The organism is Bartonella sp. CL25QHWL (assembly GCF_042195335.1).
In the GTDB taxonomy this organism is placed as follows: domain Bacteria; phylum Pseudomonadota; class Alphaproteobacteria; order Rhizobiales; family Rhizobiaceae; genus Bartonella.
In genome coordinates this window covers 120,337-137,291 of record NZ_JBHIOE010000003.1, presented here as the reverse complement: position 1 = coordinate 137,291, position 16,955 = coordinate 120,337, and the positions used below count along the sequence as shown (strand labels likewise).

At 35.8% G+C, this 16,955-nt stretch carries 14 protein-coding genes and 1 pseudogene; 7 read left to right on the top strand and 8 right to left on the bottom strand.

Annotated features, from left to right (window positions below; all coding sequences use genetic code 11):
• Nucleotides 1-338 precede the first annotated feature (338 nt).
• The 6 genes and pseudogenes from ACFILY_RS02975 (at nt 339) to ACFILY_RS02950 (ending at nt 8,407) form a co-directional block, all read left to right on the top strand.
• Nucleotides 339-1,715: an amino acid permease gene (locus ACFILY_RS02975; protein WP_273791505.1), complete on the top strand. Its 1,377-nt coding sequence runs from the start codon at nt 339-341 to the stop codon at nt 1,713-1,715.
• A gap of 743 nt (nt 1,716-2,458) precedes the next feature.
• Nucleotides 2,459-2,737 (top strand): annotated as a pseudogene (locus ACFILY_RS02970) (hypothetical protein); the annotation flags it as partial.
• A gap of 223 nt (nt 2,738-2,960) precedes the next feature.
• Nucleotides 2,961-3,374, top strand: a complete 414-nt coding sequence (locus tag ACFILY_RS02965) for a hypothetical protein (protein WP_375637449.1) — start codon at nt 2,961-2,963, stop codon at nt 3,372-3,374.
• Between the two features lie 363 nt (nt 3,375-3,737).
• Nucleotides 3,738-4,139, top strand: coding sequence for a hypothetical protein (locus ACFILY_RS02960; protein ID WP_375637450.1), 402 nt, complete (start codon nt 3,738-3,740; stop codon nt 4,137-4,139).
• Nucleotides 4,140-4,301: 162 nt separating this feature from the next.
• Nucleotides 4,302-4,751, top strand: a complete 450-nt coding sequence (locus ACFILY_RS02955; RefSeq protein ID WP_273791501.1) for a hypothetical protein — start codon at nt 4,302-4,304, stop codon at nt 4,749-4,751.
• A 905-nt stretch (nt 4,752-5,656) separates the two neighbouring features.
• Nucleotides 5,657-8,407: an autotransporter outer membrane beta-barrel domain-containing protein gene (locus tag ACFILY_RS02950; protein ID WP_375637451.1), complete on the top strand. Its 2,751-nt coding sequence runs from the start codon at nt 5,657-5,659 to the stop codon at nt 8,405-8,407.
• A gap of 972 nt (nt 8,408-9,379) precedes the next feature.
• Here the strand turns inward: ACFILY_RS02950 and ACFILY_RS02945 are convergent.
• The 6 genes from ACFILY_RS02945 to ACFILY_RS02920 form a co-directional block, all read right to left on the bottom strand.
• Complete coding sequence (locus tag ACFILY_RS02945; protein WP_375637452.1) at nt 9,380-10,387, bottom strand: acetyl-CoA carboxylase biotin carboxylase subunit family protein; 1,008 nt, start codon at nt 10,385-10,387, stop codon at nt 9,380-9,382.
• Nucleotides 10,333-10,644: a hypothetical protein gene (locus ACFILY_RS02940; RefSeq protein ID WP_375637453.1), complete on the bottom strand. Its 312-nt coding sequence runs from the start codon at nt 10,642-10,644 to the stop codon at nt 10,333-10,335. The genes ACFILY_RS02945 and ACFILY_RS02940 overlap by 55 nt, the downstream gene beginning before the upstream one ends.
• On the bottom strand, nt 10,641-11,588 hold the full coding sequence (locus ACFILY_RS02935; RefSeq protein ID WP_375637454.1) for a DMT family transporter: 948 nt from the start codon (nt 11,586-11,588) through the stop codon (nt 10,641-10,643). Before ACFILY_RS02935 ends, ACFILY_RS02940 begins: the two co-directional genes overlap by 4 nt.
• On the bottom strand, nt 11,585-12,202 hold the full coding sequence (locus tag ACFILY_RS02930) for a DUF6421 family protein (RefSeq protein WP_375637455.1): 618 nt from the start codon (nt 12,200-12,202) through the stop codon (nt 11,585-11,587). Before ACFILY_RS02930 ends, ACFILY_RS02935 begins: the two co-directional genes overlap by 4 nt.
• Before the next feature lie 31 nt (nt 12,203-12,233).
• On the bottom strand, nt 12,234-12,791 hold the full coding sequence (locus tag ACFILY_RS02925) for a hypothetical protein (protein ID WP_375637456.1): 558 nt from the start codon (nt 12,789-12,791) through the stop codon (nt 12,234-12,236).
• 71 nt (nt 12,792-12,862) lie between these two features.
• A complete protein-coding gene (locus ACFILY_RS02920) occupies nt 12,863-13,285 on the bottom strand; it encodes a hypothetical protein (protein ID WP_375637457.1) in 423 nt (140 codons plus the stop codon).
• 698 nt (nt 13,286-13,983) lie between these two features.
• Here ACFILY_RS02920 and ACFILY_RS02915 point away from each other — a divergent pair.
• Nucleotides 13,984-14,766, top strand: a complete 783-nt coding sequence (locus ACFILY_RS02915) for an ATP12 family chaperone protein (protein ID WP_273791495.1) — start codon at nt 13,984-13,986, stop codon at nt 14,764-14,766.
• A 34-nt stretch (nt 14,767-14,800) separates the two neighbouring features.
• On the opposite strand, the gene ACFILY_RS02910 is transcribed toward ACFILY_RS02915, so the two are convergent.
• Nucleotides 14,801-15,346, bottom strand: coding sequence for a hypothetical protein (locus ACFILY_RS02910; RefSeq protein ID WP_375621407.1), 546 nt, complete (start codon nt 15,344-15,346; stop codon nt 14,801-14,803).
• Between the two features lie 156 nt (nt 15,347-15,502).
• Nucleotides 15,503-16,912 carry a type I glutamate--ammonia ligase gene (glnA, locus tag ACFILY_RS02905; RefSeq protein WP_375637458.1) on the bottom strand — a complete coding sequence of 470 codons (1,410 nt, stop codon included), beginning with the start codon at nt 16,910-16,912 and terminating at the stop codon, nt 15,503-15,505.
• Nucleotides 16,913-16,955: the final 43 nt, after the last annotated feature.

The following is a 16,955-nucleotide window of genomic DNA, read 5'->3' as shown; positions in this document are numbered from 1 at the left end:
TAGGCTTCTATTTTCGTGCACGGAAATAGAAGCCTAAAAGTTTAGATTACATTAAGATTAATTTTCTCTGTAAAAAACTAGAGAATACGAAATGAATTAAATGACAATTATAAAAAAATTCATTATCACTTTATTTGAATAAAATAATACGAAATTGCAGGCTATAAAAGCTGAGTAATTCGCAATAAAAGTATTTTTTATTGTTTAGAATAAAGTGTTTGACGGGCTGGTCTTCGATGTTTTTTGAAATATATTTGTGAAAGAAACATGAGGCTTTATTTATCATAAAGCTGTTATCGTTGTGTGGATTGTCAGCATTTCAAAAAGTAAGGAAAGAAATGGCAATAAATAAACTGAAAAGAGGGATGAGTAAGCGCCAAGTTATTTTTTTAGCTCTTGGCTCTGCTATTGGAACAGGTCTTTTTTATGGGTCTGCACAGGCAATTAAGCTTGCGGGTCCCAGTGTTTTGATTGCCTATTGTATTGCTGGTTTAGCTATTTTTATGGTTATGCGGGCTCTAGGAGAGATGATACTTCATAATCCCTTACCTGGTTCTTTTGCTCGTTATGCGGCAAATTACATATCACCATTAGCAGGTTTTTTAACGGGATGGACATACGTATTTGAGATGATTCTTGTTGGTTTGGCTGATATTACAGCTTTTGCGACTTATATGGGGTTTTGGTATCCTGATGTTGCTCCTTGGGTATGGGCACTGAGTATTACATTAATCATTACAGGTATTAATTTAGCTGCTGTAGAAGTCTATGGTGAACTAGAGTTTTGGCTATCTTCTATTAAAGTTATCGCTATCATTGCGATGATTATTTTAGGAATAGCAATTATTTTTTGGGGGTGGGGTGAAGGTGCAAATTTTTCTACCGTTACTGTTCATAATTTATGGAAAAATGGTGGACTTTTTCCCAATGGTTGGTTTGGTTTTTTAGCTTGCTTTAGTGTTGTTGTTTTTGCTTTTGGTGGCATAGAAATTATTGGCATGGCAGTCATGGAAGTTCAAAACCCTCATCAAACGATTTCAAAGGCAATTAATTCTACTCCAGTTCGTATTTTGCTTTTTTACGTCATGACGTTAGCTATTTTAATGTCTCTTTATCCTTGGAATGAGATTGGTCTTATGGATAGCCCTTTTGTATCTATTTTTGAAAATCTTGGGATTTCGTATGCAGCAAATATTTTAAATATTGTTGTTGTTACAGCGGCTATTTCAGCAATGAATAGTGGAATGTATGGTGCTTGTCGTATGATCCATGGTTTATCGCAGGAAGGTTATGCTTTAAAAAAGTTTCAATATTTATCAAAAAATGGTATACCAGTTTTTGTTATTTTGATGATCTTCGGTATCTTTCTTCTTGGTGCTGTCCTTAATTATTTTTACCATGAAAAGCTTTTTTTTCTTATTGCCGCAATGGCAACATTTGCGACAGTTTTTGTTTGGATGATGATTCTACTTTCACAATTTTTTATGCGAATTAAGATGCCTAAAGAAGCACAGAATGGTTTAAAATTTCCCATTCCATTTTGGCCAATAGGATCGATTTTTTCTATTTTATTTATGGTTTTTATTTTTATTCTGTTATGGTATTTTGATGAGACACGACCGGTTTTAATTATAGGTTTTAGTTGGATTGCTTGGCTTATTATTTGTTTCTATGCACTTAAACTTTATAATTTTAAGCAAAAGAAACAGCAATAAAATGTGAATAGAGATAAAGCTCAAAACAAATAGCTGATGTCATCAGGAAAACAGGTGTTTGATTGTTATTCTCTAAAGGTTAGAACAATCTAGATTGAAAAAATCTGCTCGTTATTATTTTGCTTTGGAAGTTTTGTGAGCCATTGCTTACGGTAACGACCAAATCATATAAATATTAGGCATTTTTTGATGGTGAGCCCTGCAATCAATATAAGTCTTTCAGGTAAAAATGCCTAATAGTGCAAATAGATTTTACCAGATACAAGATTATAGGTAGATATCTTTTTCTAAACGTATTAATGAAGTTCTGTTCCACAAGAGAAGTTATTGTAAAAATTGTTCTTTAAGCTCTTTAAAAAATTGGTTGTTTAAATTTTATTGTTTAGAAAACTACTATTGCTTTTAGAATCGAAGATAAAGTTCTTTATGTATTTTTTCTCAAAGAGGATTGGCGTTAGTAGAAAATAGTGGATAACAAAGTCATTAGAGGCATTGTATGATTGTATTTGCAAAAACTTTAATAAAGAGCAGCAAGGTATCACAATAAAATCTCATAGAAGAGTAAATTAAAGAGAACAATGAACGTGTGACAGTGTTACGACTCTTATTGTTATTGCGCTCACAATAGCAAGGATCAAACTTATTTTTTATAATATTGATACGAGAGTAATTTTTATCACAAGTGGAGGCGGACAAAATGCACTCCGCAACTGTATTGCGGTGCAAAATCATTCAATACTACCATAAAAGGTGCTCAAGAACACTACGATCAGCAAAAACAATCGTCATCAAGTGGCTTTTTGCATGAGAAATCTTCCGATAGCTCTGAAACACACGCAACAATGATTTCCTCTATCCTTGGGGCGACGGGCAACATCGTGTTAGACGCACAAGGAGAAGCCAAGATTTCTGCTTCTCATCTTATTTCCGGTCAAGATATCAATGTAATGGGAGAAAGTATGACGATTGTTGGCATGACAGACCATCATAGCAGCCATTCACAGACGCATGAAACAGGTTTTTGATGGGTATAGATATGATTTTGTAAGCCGATGGATTGGCGGTAATGGCTATACCTACGGGACACTCCCTGCTGGCAGTAACGTTTTGATAGAATGGTTGAGAGTGATCATGAATCCCATAAGCTGCCATACCTGTCTTGGAGATGTGGGTTATAAATGCCAAAAGTTTTTATGGCACATTTCATTTAGAACAAAAGCCTTGAATTAAATCATGGAGTAAAAAATGAAACAAACTCTAAAATTATTAAGTGCGATAACTCTATTGAGTATAGCCGGATGTCAGTTTAATAAAACTCCTGGAGGGTATTTGAGTGCGTGGGAAAAGCCAGGAGCAGATTTTACTGAGATAGGAAAAGCCCTGTTAGAATGTGGCATGCCAACACCTTATGATGTCGATCCAGAAAATAGAAAGCAGAGCATCAATGCAAAAGCAACAATTTATGCTTGCATGCTTCAATCAGGTTTTCGCTATAAAGATGAAGAAGTAGCAAGAGCGGGTGGGCCATGTTATACTTTTAGAGCCGAAAACCTTCCCATTTGTCGTCCAGGCGCTGTGATCCCTAGGCCCAGTGTCAAGAAGCGCTTGAACAGCCCTTATTGTAAACAGTATAAAAATGCACCTGAATGCAAACCTTAAGTTTTGCATTTTGTGATGATCAACAATCCCTACCTTCATGCTTCTCATGCCCGTGCGGGGATGGTTTAATTCAGCATGTCAATGCTAATTATTTATGGGGACCACAACTGTTGGCGCAATGATATAAAATATCTATTTTGGTTGTAATCAAAATATTGATAATAATTATAAGCATATCGTTGATAGAATATGGTTTTAGTAATAATTTTACCGTATTTTTGCTATAATAATTATGGCATAATCTTCGGAAAGATAAAAATAATATAGGCTGATAATGTTCATCATTGTTTTGGAAATAAAAAACAGCATGTATAATAATTTATAGATTGTTTCGTAATATCAAAATTACTCAAGGATAGGAAAATGAAGCAGATTTTAAAATTATTAAGCGGGATAACCTTATTTGTTATGGCAGGATGTTACCTAGAGCAGCCTTCTCGAACAGCTGTAGATGCATGGGAAAAATCCGGTGCAGATCAGCTTGAGATAAAAAAAGCCCTGTTAGAATGTGGAATACAGCATCTTGATGGTCGTCTTGATACAGAAATAAGTATGGATGAAAAATTCAATGCAGAGGAGTCTGTGAATGCATGTATGATCCAAGCAGGTTTTCAAGATAAATTGGGAAGAATGAAGTGGTGTGAGAAATATGAAAATCTTCCAATTTGTCAGCCTGATGCAGTTATTCCTCAGCGAAGTGTAGAGAGGCGTTTGAATAGTCCTCATTGTCAAGAGCATAAAGAACAACCTGAATGTCAACCTTAAGTATTGAGGCTGCTGTAATCAAAAATCCTTACATTCTTGTTTTTGCATGGGGTGGGTAGGATTGTTTCTTCAATATCTATATGCTAACAAGAGTCATCTTGCGTGTGAGCAAATATTAGAAGACTTATCAGTCTTTCTATCGTAAATATTGAAGGAGGGGGAATGAAAAAAACATTGAAATTATTGAGTGCTATAATTTTATTAAGCACTGCTGGGTGTATTAGCAAACCTCCCCCATCGACATTAGAATTATGGGAAAAGCCCGGTGTCAATAAGTCTATGGTCCAACAAGCACTGTCAAAATGTGGTTGGAAACCAATCTACGCTTCTTCTGAAAATATGGATTCGCGTGCAAGTGATTTTGCAGCAGTTTATGAGTGCATGACTAAAGCAGGTTATCGGTACAAATTACAAGATTCAAAGGGAATCTATTTTTCATCAGCGCCGCGAAGTGATTCATTTTTAGTCAATTTAATGGTAGCAGGGTATCAGCAGGTTATGGACAATGATACTTTTGGTGTAACCAACTCGACAAAACAAGAGCGAGATTTGATGTTACGTTTTGAAAATGATAAAAAGCGCCAGAAAATAAAAAAAGCTTTGCACAAGTGATCGCCAATAGTAGAACGTTGATTTTTAAAGCAATAATTGAATAAAAATATTAAACGGGAGAAGAGAGAAATATCGGTCTTTTGTTTCCAATGTAGTTATATTCATCAGCTACGAGATTAGCAATAATGTCGTTGTCAAATGATGATAACGGAGGATAGTGAGTTGTTGTTTAGAGAAATTTATTCAATATAAAGAATGGAAAATAATAGCTTTGCTAAAATATCTGCTTTAACGATAATCAACAGATAGCTTTCATAGAGCTGATTTTGATGAAATTTTATTTTGGTGTTTTTTAATTTCAGAATGGTGAGTGTTTTACTGTATTTAGATTTTATCAAAAGATCTAAAATATTACATTTATTAATTCAAATTTTTTTGTTAGATGTTTAGCATTTCTAATATAGAAATTATGTAGATTAGCTTATACATTAGTGTGCAATTTCTTGTTTTTTTGTTGTGGTTGAAGAGATAATGCGGTTATAGATTTCGTATACTGTATCTTATTTGTGCTGTGTTTTATTAAAACGTTTTAATCGTTTAATCTTAAAAGTTATTCTCATTTTGTTGTATTTTAATTTTTCGGTGGTGAGATAAATTGAATATTGTATCTCTTCAAAGTTCGCATTTTTTCACGTTTTTTAAAAGATTGGTTTTTCGGCACTTTGTAATTGCAGTTTTCAGCGGTTTTTGAGATGCCTTCTTTAAAGGGATTGTCATCCTAAATGGTATTTTTAAATTTTTTGTTCTTTCTTTACATAAGACACAAAACATATTATTTAGTGCTGTAATTTATCATAAAAAATAAAATAATTTTGTTTGTTTCATTCTTGTTGTGTTTAATTTGTGGTTTATTTTTTTTGCCAGCATTTTTTGTTTTTGTTGAAAAAAGAAAGTTTTGAAAAACAATGATAGTCAAGGTATCTAACAATCACTTGTATTCGTGCGTTTTTACAGCAGCTATTTTTTCTTTTTTGTTAAATATAAATGAGGCACATTCTCATTCATATACATCACTGTCATGTGACAAAAACAAATTACCTTATGAATGCAGTGATGGTTCAAAGCATACAATTAGTGATAAAGTATATAAATTCACGGCACCTGTTAAAGAAAAGAATGGGGAGGGGCGGTCTCTCATGTTGCCTGCTGCTATAGTAGTGCAGGAGCCAAATACAGTTATTGAGGCAATGCGTGTAGAGGTTGAAGCTACTGCAGGTATAGAAGATATTTATGGTGTTTTTGTATCACAAGGGGGAAAAATTGTTTTGAGCGATTCAGCTTTTAAAAATGTATCAATAGGTCTTAAAGCTGATAGTGGAATGATTGAGGTTAATCGTGGAACAATTGAGGCTTCTCAGATTGCTGCTTATGCAGAGAAGCGAGGAGCATCTGTTACGTTAACGGATACAGAAATTAAAGTGGAAGGTTTGGGTATCGGTCAAGAGAGTGCTCTTTTCGTTAGGGCTGATGCGAGTATTCAGATGAAAAGTGGATTTATTGATGTGAATGATGCTGCTGCGCTTTATGTGGGGAGAGGGGGTAGTGCGACTTTAGATGGTGTTACCATTGCTTCAAAATATCAAAAAACAGAAGACAAAGAAAATACAAATGAAAAAATTACACATACAGTTTTCAATGTAAAACATCATGGTTCTGTTTATGTAAAAAATACGAATATTATTTCTACGGATGTTCATGTTTTAACAGTTGGACAAGATTCTAACACACCATCCAATAATGGCAGGGAAGGAAATATTTTAATTTCACGGGTTAATATTGAAGATTCAACAATTAAAGCAATCGGTAACAAACATGGTATGTATTTTGAGAGGGATGGGGAAAATGATGCGTATGAACAGGGACTTGTCTTTTTGAAAAGGACAATTTTTGAGGTTCCAGACGGAACAGCTATTCATAGTAATAAAAGTCGTAGTTATATTGGAGTAACAGAAGGTACAAAAATTTTTGGTGATTTATTATTAACAGCTGAAAAGGGGGGGACTGTAGCGATTTTGGCTGATTCCTCTTCATTGATAGGAGGGACTCGTGTTGCCGATGATTCTATTGCTGAACTTTATTTAACAGGGGGATCAAAATGGTTTTTGACAAAAAGAAAAGGGATAGATTTGCAAGTTGCAAACCGTACAAGTTCGTCTATTTCATTTGTGAAAGTTTCTGATAGTTTTATTGCTTTTGAGATTCCAATGTTTCAGGAGTATCAGACACTTTATATTGGGAAGGGAGAAAAAGAAGTTTATAGTGCGCAAGATAGGGCAGATATTTATCTCAATACACATCTCAGTAGTGATGGTTTGCTCGATAATAAAAAAACTGATCGGCTTTTGATACATGGTGATGTTTCTGGAAAAACGACAGTTTATGTGCAATTTGTTTCAGGAAATCAGGGTGAGATAGCAACTGGTGAAAATGCTCATAGTATTTCACTTATTCAGGTTTCTGGAAAAGCGGCAGAGGATTCTTTTCAGTTAAATCGTGCTTATATCGCATTAGAGGGTTTGCCTTACCAATATTATCTTCATGCTTATGGTCCAGCTTCTGCTCTTGGAAATGCACAAACTTCTCAAAGATTGGTTGAAGGAGATGGAGATTTTTGGGATTTCCGCCTTGAAAGTAAATATATTCAGCCTGCTTTAGAGGTGTCTGCTATTCCCCCTTCTGAGTTAAAGATCAGGGAGGTTGTTCCACAGGTTCCCACTTACCTTCTGGTACCAAATGCTTTGTTTCATGTTGGGCTCATGGATATTAGTCATCAACAAAAGCAGTTGCACGTTAGGCGGTCTATTCCTCGTAAATTATTAAAAGTTGAAGGGAATTTTGCTTTATCTGTTCAGAGTTATGGTGGACGTTATCGTTATGTCTCAGATCTTTCTACACTTAAATATGGGTACGATGGACATGTTGATTATAACGCTATAGAAACAGATCTTTTGCTTAAAACGGTAGAGAGTGCACATAATACGACATCTTTTGGGATTATGGGAACCTATGGAAAACTTTCCTTACAACCTCATAATGTGGAACAAAGTCAAAAGAGTACATTTAATAAATGGTCATTTACGGCATACGGTAGTATGAAACACAACACTGGTTTTTATGTAGATGGTCTTTTATCTTATGGTTTGTTTAAAGGGGATGTGCTTACCCATGCTTGGGGTAAGACGGCGACATTAAAAGCAAAACCTTTGAACGTTTCGTTTTCTGCTGGTAAAGCGTTTATGACAGGAGGTGAAGGTCTTATTTTTGATCCGCAATTTCAGCTTATTTATCAACATCTTCAATTTGATAAGTTTCTTGATATTGACGGATTTGATGTTGAGATGAAAAAAATAGATCAATGGTTTATGCGTGTTGGTGGGCGTTTAAGTAAAACATTTACAGCCTCTGAAAAGGATCGTATCATTTCTTTTTATAGCACTATTCATCTTGCTCATTGTTTTGATAAAGAACAATTTGTTCATTTTAAAGATGTTTTCCAGTTGGGTTCTTTCGGGTCTTCCTTAGAAACAGGTTTGGGTATCAATGCGCAGTTTTCTTCTAAAGTTACACTTCACAGTGATCTTAGCTATCAGCATAGGTTAACCAAGGCTGGTTTTTCTGGAGTTCATTTCTCTGGTGGTTTGCGCTATCATTTTTAATAAATCTTTTTAAAAATAATAAATGTAATTTTTAAAGTTTTATTTTATTGTCGGGATTTAAACCATTGATGGTGCAGAATTTTAATTGCTTCTTTTAATAATGCTATCATGTGTTTTAATAAGTATGGAAGGATCACGTTGATTTATTTTTTTATCTGGTTGATAGGGGAGCTTAAATGCTTCAAAAAAATTGATAATGGGACTGTGAATCTATTTGTGTTATTTTGACTATAAATATTGGGGATGTGTTTGTCATCAGCTTTTTAAAATAGTAGCCTTATTATCCGATCATGCTGTAAAGTACTGGCGTTTGAGGTCGCTGATATCAATCATGAAAGGCAGGGAGATATTGACTGTTGATTAAAAGCTTTTGCTGTTAAGCAAAGGAGGAGATATGTACAATATACAGCTCGATCGTTTCGTGGATGATGCGTATTTTTATGCTTTAAAATTTTGCAAAAAGCGTTTTTGAAGCTGTTCGTATCGATCGCATTATTGTAGGTGGATAATGAGAAAAGTGGTAAAGCTTGAACACTTTTAACATCAAATTCAATATCTTCAGTTCTTAATAAAGATAAATCCTTTAAAAAAATTATTCTAATGGCTGTATTGAATATATGAACAAGATCATGTCTTCTTTGTTAAATAGATATGAAATATAAGTTTTAAATCAAAGTGGGGGAGGTAAGATCTTTTTTTCTTCTTTTAAGACGTGGGGAGAAGAGGTTGATCGTATCAAAAAAGTCGTTTAGAAGTTTTTATTATTGTTTCAAATATAGAAACATTGAAGAGCTTTTATTAAAATGGGGTGTAAAAGTAGATTATATCTTCCTCAATTCCTGTTTTTTGAAATATGCACCTTTAATGGAAGATGTTTGCAAAGTTTTAGGCAATCGCATTCGCATTGTGAGTTCGTTTGTATCGATAAGATTTATATTAAAGTTCAGGGGCAGTAAAAATATCTTTATCGGACTATTGATAAACATGGTGTTTCCATATGATGCTTAAGGTGTCATCGAGCCATTTGTGGTAATTGCGTGCTTCTTCGTTTGAGTTATGAACAGAGAAAATAAAACCAGGATATCCACCAAATGCTGGTGGAGGTGGTGAAAGATGATTGGTTTCAAAGAAAATGATAGTTCTGGCGGTTTGAGGATGCTGTGCAACCTTATCTAGACCTAAAAATCCAGAAAACCGTCCATGACCACGAAGAGGAATAATATAATTTGCCGCCACTTTTTCAGCTGGGAGTATATCGGGAAGGTCTGGGGTTTGTTCAGCTAAAGCGGCATTCATACATAGTTTTGCAAATGAAATCCCTGTACCTTGCTCAACAATAAAATGGGAGACACCCGATCCACCTATACGAGCGCCAATCTCAATGATATAAGGTAAATTATGAGCATCTAGGCGTAGCTCTACATGGGCAGCACCTATATTTATACCAAGAGCTTTAACTCCAGAGCATGCAGCCTCACATAAAGCAATAATTAAAGGATCATCTATATCACAGCGTTGACGATAAATTGTTTCTTCAAACCATGGTCCCTCAGGCTGTCCCTTGTCTCCAACGGCCAGAACGTGTACACCTGCTGTATCAACAAAGCATTCTACGACAAACTCTTTTCCTGGCAAATACTGTTCTACGACTAAACCTACAGGTTTACTTTTATCATTAAAACGTGCCATGTCTTTATGCTGAACATTCCATACGGCTTTAATGAGATCAGGAAGTTCGGCGGAATTTTTAGCTAACATTACGCCTGTACTTGCCCATCCAGAGACGGGTTTAATAACGAGTGGATAATCCAAGGCTTGTGTTTGTGATAGGTTTTCTGGATGATCTATATAAAAGAATCCTGGTGTTCTTAAGCCTGCTTTAGCAAAAGCTTGACGCATGAGATATTTATTTCGGGTTAATGCTGCTACGTCTGGTTCAATACTTGGAGTATTAATTTTTTTGCAGCCAAAGCTGTCCATAGGATGGCTTCTTCGCGAAGGGTCATAATCCCAGAAATATTGCGTTCTTTTGCTCCTGTTGCAAAAATGTCTAGAGCTGCCTCTGGGTTATCAAAAACAGGAAGTTGCCAAGTTGAAGTTACTGCTGCAGGGTGTTGAGAGGGAACGCTTTCAGCGGTATCATAGATCATTACTAATTCGATATTAGCTGCTTGTGCTGCTTCAAATATAAATGGTAATTTTGCATTGCGCTGGCAAATTAACGCGAGTTTTTTCATTTTGTTTCCTCATTAAATTTGGAGTTTTGAGAATGGCGTTTATGTTGCCATGTAGATACCTTTGATGCATCTATAAATAAGAGTGTCATCCCTATAACAACTACAATCATAGCAATTATTTTGATAATATTGAGAGAAGGGCTCGAGCCGATTATCCATTCACATGCAACCACTGCAAAAGGGGATAATACGCCGATAGTGTTGGCGTATAATACGCCTCCTTCGGCTAAAACTTTTTGGTATAATACGTAAACTGGTGCCGAACAAACAGTTCCTAAAATCAATATTTTAAATATATCTTCTAATTTAAGATATAAGAGTGGAGTGGGATCAAAAATAAATAATGGCATAAATGATGCTGCAGAAATTGTCGTGATCCAAGCCAATGAGGTGAGCAAAGGTAAATTTTTAAGATAACGTTTAGACAATAAGCCATAAGCAGAGTAAGAAAGTGCTGCTGTTAAAGCAAGAGCTATTCCTATTAGGTTATAATATCCACCTTCTCCACTGTTTATATTAAATGCTATAGCTGCTACACTGACAATTATCACTCCGCTAAACTTCAGCCATGAGAATTTAAGGACATTTGTCAATGCACCTAATATATAAGTAATTCCTGGAATAGTAGCGAGAACCATGGTTAAATCACTGGCTTTGAGTGATTTTAATGCACCAAAACTGCATACAAAATACAGCGAAAATCCTAACACTGAGAGAATTAAAAAAGAAGGTATCATGGAAAGCAATGGTAGGGATCTGAAAACAGCTTTCTCACGAAATATTGCAATCAGCCATAAGGTGGCAGCGGTGGCAAACAACCTAAGTCCAACCGCATGCATGACGGGTATATTGCTAACCAAATTCTTAGATAATAACCAACTTATGGAAAACAATGCTAGAATGGCAAAAGTAAATAATAATAATCGTCCTTTTATAAAACTCAATGATTTAATCCTCTAATCACTCGCTGTGCATAAGATGATGTTGAAAAATTAAATCGTGACTTTGAGGTCTGTGGTTTTCCAAGATTATTTTGGATATAATCTTTAGCTCCTGCCAAATAAGCGCCATCATCTAATGCTTCAAGTGCTTCTATATCTGCTATCATCAATATTATTACTTTTTCAAGACGCTCCAAATCAAATTGAAGATAACCTTGATTTGTTTCAATCAATGCTTTGTTCCGCATCAATATTTCAAAAAGCAAGATCCCTGTACCAGCATCGAATGTCATATGCTGATCAGAATCTTTTGGATAACGAAATATGCGTTCTAATAGGATAAATTCAGTTATTTCTTTCCAAAATTTTGGATGATTTTGTAGCATAATACGCACTGTAATTAAATCAACTTTAGTTTCTTCTAGAAGACCTGTAAACCAATTTAATTTTATATACAGATTTTTATCCAATGGCCGCGGTCCGGTATGATGTGCATAGTCATGATAATAGCCCCACAAACAGCGAGCATCGTAAATGTCTTCTTTAGATAAGTTACGACTATGCAATTGACCGAACAGGAATTTACTATCTCGACCGAGTAAACGTTTAGCTTCCAAAATTGTCTGCTTGTTGTAAATATCAAAGAATTTACTGAAACAAAAACAAAGCCAATGCTTGCTTTGTTTTTTTTTGAGCAGCCGCTACAGATTCTGGGAATAGAACAATGCAATTGCCTTCTAAAAAACCTCTTGATGCTATTCCCATTTTTATACATTGAAAAGGTGATACATAATTATTTGTATATTTTGAGGCGTCAGCAAGATAGGCCGTTTCATGACGATATCCTGTAACTAATTCCAGCCGGAATCCTTCTGGATCAGGTCTATTTGTTGCACGCATTGGAGCCAAGAAAAACAAGGGAGCATCTGGTAATGGGGCTTTGAAAGCAGCCAAAGTGTTATCAAATTTAGGAGGGGTCGTTAAACCGCTGATTATCCACTGATGAAGATCATCAGAAATGGTCGCTAAAAGTTTTGGAGATAATCCGTCAAGAATATTGGCATGCTGGTTCAGCAGAGTGATCAATTCATTGATCATATTATTATCTGCTGAAGTTGGTTCTTTAATGCTCCCATCTCGTTCTTGGCGCATACGGAATTTGTCAACCAAGTTAACAATGGAAAGAAGCGCTTCAGATTTTTTCATGATTAGTTGACTTTAGTGAGTGGAGCAAAAAGGCCATTGGCACTTGTCCAAAATTTTCGACAATATTCAGCCTATAGCGATTTGCCGCAACCGATGTTGTGATACAAGAATCTTGCTTTTTCAGCCTTACAAAGAACGGCTGCATCAGCATTGCTGTTGGCAAATACTTTGTCATATTGATGAGCTACCAGAGATTGTGGGGCAGGATGAGTCGCTACGGTTTTAATTTCATCAGCGTTATTGCGTTTAGCTAAAACCATAGAGTGAGTAGGCATGATAAAGCTGTCAAATAATTGCATATCACCTAAACGGGTAAATATGAGTGTATGCAAATCAGGGTAAGTAGCACGGCTTAGGAGATACCTATCTTTTTTTTTGAGCAAGTTCATTAAATGCTTCTTCAAGAGTTGCGTATAAGATAATACGGGATCTCGAGTCAGTGGACAAAATATTTTTATTGTGATTGTTAAGCCACCGCTGTGCTGCTGTTGCACAGTTAGTATCTGCAGGGATAAGTGTAAAAGCATTATTTTCAGATTACATGATCTCTATTCTTTTAATTATGCGACTAAATTTAAATTAGTGTAATATGATAGAGTATATAAAGAACAATGCGTTAAGTAATTTAGTGCTTTATAAAATCATGTATATGTGAAAGAAAATTTACGATAAATTTTGTCTTGTCATTATTCTATCATGCCGTAAAACATCGTCGTTTAGGGGAGTGATTGAGCAGGAAAAATTCTATGCAGGGTATTTATTGGATATGTTAGAGAATTATTGGAATGGTTAAGCGAAGGTGAATGACACGTAAACCGTACTGCTCTATCATTTTTTGGATGAGCAGCGTTTTTGAATCTATTCATATTGATAATACTATTGTAGATGAATAATAAGCAAATTGGTAAGGCGTGAACATCTTTGCCATAAAACTCAATATATTTAATTTCTTAATTAAGATCATACTTTTAAAAATTGTTTTACTATTATGATTGTATTGAATATATAAAAGGCAATCATCATTGTCTTGTTTGTAAAAGAAACATGAAATATAACTCTTAAATTAGAGTGGGGGGTGGTAAGGTCTTTTTTCTTCTTTGGAATCGTTAAGAAGGTCAGATTAAACCTTATTGAAGCTACAGAACCTAAAAAAACAGTCGTTTTTTTTGTGAAAAGATCAGAGGTAAACAATATGCGTGAGATTTTGGATCGTTTTGATATACCATTGAATAAGAAGAGTTCTGTTCAAAAGATTCAAAATCTTTCATGCCAATCACACCCAAAACGGTTTTATAAGCAAGTGAAGATCGCTTGTGAGGAGGTCGGCTTTACGATTTTGTTGGATGAACGTCCCGTAAAAACGCCCGCAAGGCGTCATTTTCATGTGCCAACAGAAGTGTTTGCTGAATATGTTGCTCAGGAATTTGAGAACCAAAAGCACGTTGTTGATCCTGCAAAAATGCCGATGACGCGTTTGGTTAATACTGTTATTGATGGTATCGCTGATGATATGCAGGTGGTTTTTGAAGATTTATTGCGTTTCGTTGCATGTGATATGATCTTTTATCGTGCACAGACACCTAAAGAGTTGGTGCAAAAACAATCTGAGCAATGGGATCCTTTATTAGATTGGGCAGAAAAAAAACTGGGTGCAAGGTTTTATTTGACAGAAGGGCTGATGCATGTGGAACAATCACCAGAAGCACTTCAAGCTGTGAGTCATTATTTACGTAGCGTTGAGTCTGCTTATATGCTTGCTGCACTTCATATGATGACAACCTTAACGGGATCTGCTCTCATTGCTCTTGCTGTTGCTGCGGGAAACATTGATGCTGATCATGCTTGGTCTATTGCCCATTTAGATGAAGATTGGATGATGGAGCAATGGGGAATAGATAAAGAAACAATGGTACGTCGTGCTCATAAAAAAGTTGAATTTAAGGCTGCTGCTACAATTGTTACAACTTGTTTATAGGGGAAAATCTTTTATTTACGTGCATTCTTTTGGCTCAGAGTATTTTTGTGACTTTTTGAGGATTGGTTTTTACTTTATCAAGTCCAGGAAATAGTTCATTGGTTATGGTTAAGAGCGCTTCGTCATTACCACGGATAAAATACCATTGGTTATCGTGAAGTAGGGCAATAATTTCAGTTTGAATAGAGCATTTTTTTCCAGCATTTGTTGTGGTTACAAGCTCCACGGGTATAACAAAATAAGGGGTACCATTATCAAGGGTACCTTCACGTTTTTGTTTTTGATCAATGTTGATCGTTTCAATCTTGTAACTTTCTGCCAACCGTTCTATTTGGCTTTTCATGATTTGTAGAAATTGTGATTGATTAAGATTTTTTTTGGCGGTTAAGCGGTTGATGACTTGGGGAGGAATAGCATTTAAGATGGCATTTGCATCGGCATTTTTAAGTGCTTTACTATAAGCAGATGTTGCTTTCTCAAGAGTTGTAAGTTTTTGGTTGGTTATTGTATGTGCTTTAGTTGTTGATGTGATAAAGACAATGCATAAAAGAACGGGAACGAGAAAACAAATTCGCGGCATTAGAAACCTTTGTTAATTCATTTGAAGAGATTCAACACATTATAAAGGAAAAGCGGATGAGCAAAAAGCCTCTTGCGCTTTTGCATGAGAAGAATATCCACAAAAATGGAGGCTTTTGCCTCCATTTTAAAAATCAAAAGAATGCGTATTGATTGTTTAAACAGAATAGTACATATCAAATTCAACAGGATGGGGTGTTGTTTCGTAACGCAAGACTTCTTGCATCTTTACTTGAATGAAGGAATTAATCTGATCATCATCAAAAACGTCGCCAGCTTTAAGAAAGCCACGATCTTTGTCAAGTGCTTCAAGCGCTTCACGCAGGCTTCCTGAAACAGTAGGGATTTCTTTAAGTTCCTTTAAGGGAAGATCATAAAGATCTTTATCCATAGCATGTCCGGGATGAATTTTGTTTTTGATGCCATCAAGACCAGCCATTAAAAGGGCTGCAAATGCCAAATAGGGATTTGCTGTTGGGTCTGGAAAACGCACTTCTACGCGTTTTGAATTTGGTGAGGAGCTCATAGGAATACGGCAAGATGCAGAACGATTACGTGCTGAATAGGCAAGAAGAACAGGAGCTTCATAACCAGGAACCAAACGTTTATAGGAGTTTGTGGATGGGTTTGTAAAAGCATTGATTGCTTTTGCGTGCTTAATAACACCACCGATAAAAAACAGACAGATTTCTGATAGTCCGGCATATTCATTTCCTGCAAAAATGGGTTTGCCATCTTTCCAAATGGAAATGTGGACATGCATTCCAGAGCCGTTATCACCAAAAACTGGTTTTGGCATGAAGGTTGCTGTTTTCCCATAACTATTTGCTATTTGATGTACAACATATTTAAAAATTTGCATCTTGTCAGCCTCGCGAACAAGTGTATCAAAACGAATACCCAATTCATGTTGGCCTGCTGCTACTTCGTGATGGTGTTTTTCGACCTGTACGCCCATATCCTTGAGTGCTGTGAGCATTTCAGAACGCATATCTTGGCAGGAATCAATTGGCGGAACAGGAAGGTAGCCTCCCTTTATTCGTGGGCGATGCCCTAGATTTCCTGTTTCATATTCCGTATCATCATTGGAGGGAAGTTCACTTGAATCGAGTTTAAACCCTGTGTTGTAAGGGTCCGTTTTATAGCGCACATCATCAAAGATAAAAAACTCTGCTTCTGGACCTACATTGATTGTATCTCCAATGCCTAAAGATTTCATATAAACCTCAGCCCTTTTGGCGATAGAACGAGGATCTCTACGATAAAATTCACCAGAAACAGGATCAAGTACATCACAAAATATGACCAAAGTAGATTGAGCAAAAAAAGGATCAATGTGTGCTGTTTCTGGATCTGGCATTAAAACCATGTCAGATTCATTAATTGTTTTCCAACCAGCAATTGAAGAACCATCAAACATGACACCATCACTAAAAGTATCTTCGCTGATCTCTGCGATATCCATTGTAATGTGATGCAATTTTCCTCGTGGATCAGTAAAACGTAAATCAACAAAACGGATTTCGTTGTCTGTAATCTGTTTGATAATATCTGATGCGGTTGTCATATTCAATTTCCTTAATGTGGCGTTGAGGTGGATAAAAAAGTGA

Bases quoted from the DNA above. Each gene is read 5' to 3' on its own strand.
- ACFILY_RS02915 (WP_273791495.1), top strand. From the start codon at position 13,984: ATGCGTGAGATTTTGGATCGTTTTGATATACCATTGAATAAGAAGAGT.
- ACFILY_RS02910 (WP_375621407.1), bottom strand. From the start codon at position 15,346: ATGCCGCGAATTTGTTTTCTCGTTCCCGTTCTTTTATGCATTGTCTTT.
- ACFILY_RS02925 (WP_375637456.1), bottom strand. From the start codon at position 12,791: ATGAAAAAATCTGAAGCGCTTCTTTCCATTGTTAACTTGGTTGACAAA.
- ACFILY_RS02960 (WP_375637450.1), top strand. From the start codon at position 3,738: ATGAAGCAGATTTTAAAATTATTAAGCGGGATAACCTTATTTGTTATG.
- ACFILY_RS02945 (WP_375637452.1), bottom strand. From the start codon at position 10,387: ATGGACAGCTTTGGCTGCAAAAAAATTAATACTCCAAGTATTGAACCA.
- ACFILY_RS02955 (WP_273791501.1), top strand. From the start codon at position 4,302: ATGAAAAAAACATTGAAATTATTGAGTGCTATAATTTTATTAAGCACT.
- ACFILY_RS02940 (WP_375637453.1), bottom strand. From the start codon at position 10,644: ATGAAAAAACTCGCGTTAATTTGCCAGCGCAATGCAAAATTACCATTT.
- glnA (WP_375637458.1), bottom strand. From the start codon at position 16,912: ATGACAACCGCATCAGATATTATCAAACAGATTACAGACAACGAAATC.
- ACFILY_RS02975 (WP_273791505.1), top strand. From the start codon at position 339: ATGGCAATAAATAAACTGAAAAGAGGGATGAGTAAGCGCCAAGTTATT.
- ACFILY_RS02950 (WP_375637451.1), top strand. From the start codon at position 5,657: ATGATAGTCAAGGTATCTAACAATCACTTGTATTCGTGCGTTTTTACA.
- ACFILY_RS02965 (WP_375637449.1), top strand. From the start codon at position 2,961: ATGAAACAAACTCTAAAATTATTAAGTGCGATAACTCTATTGAGTATA.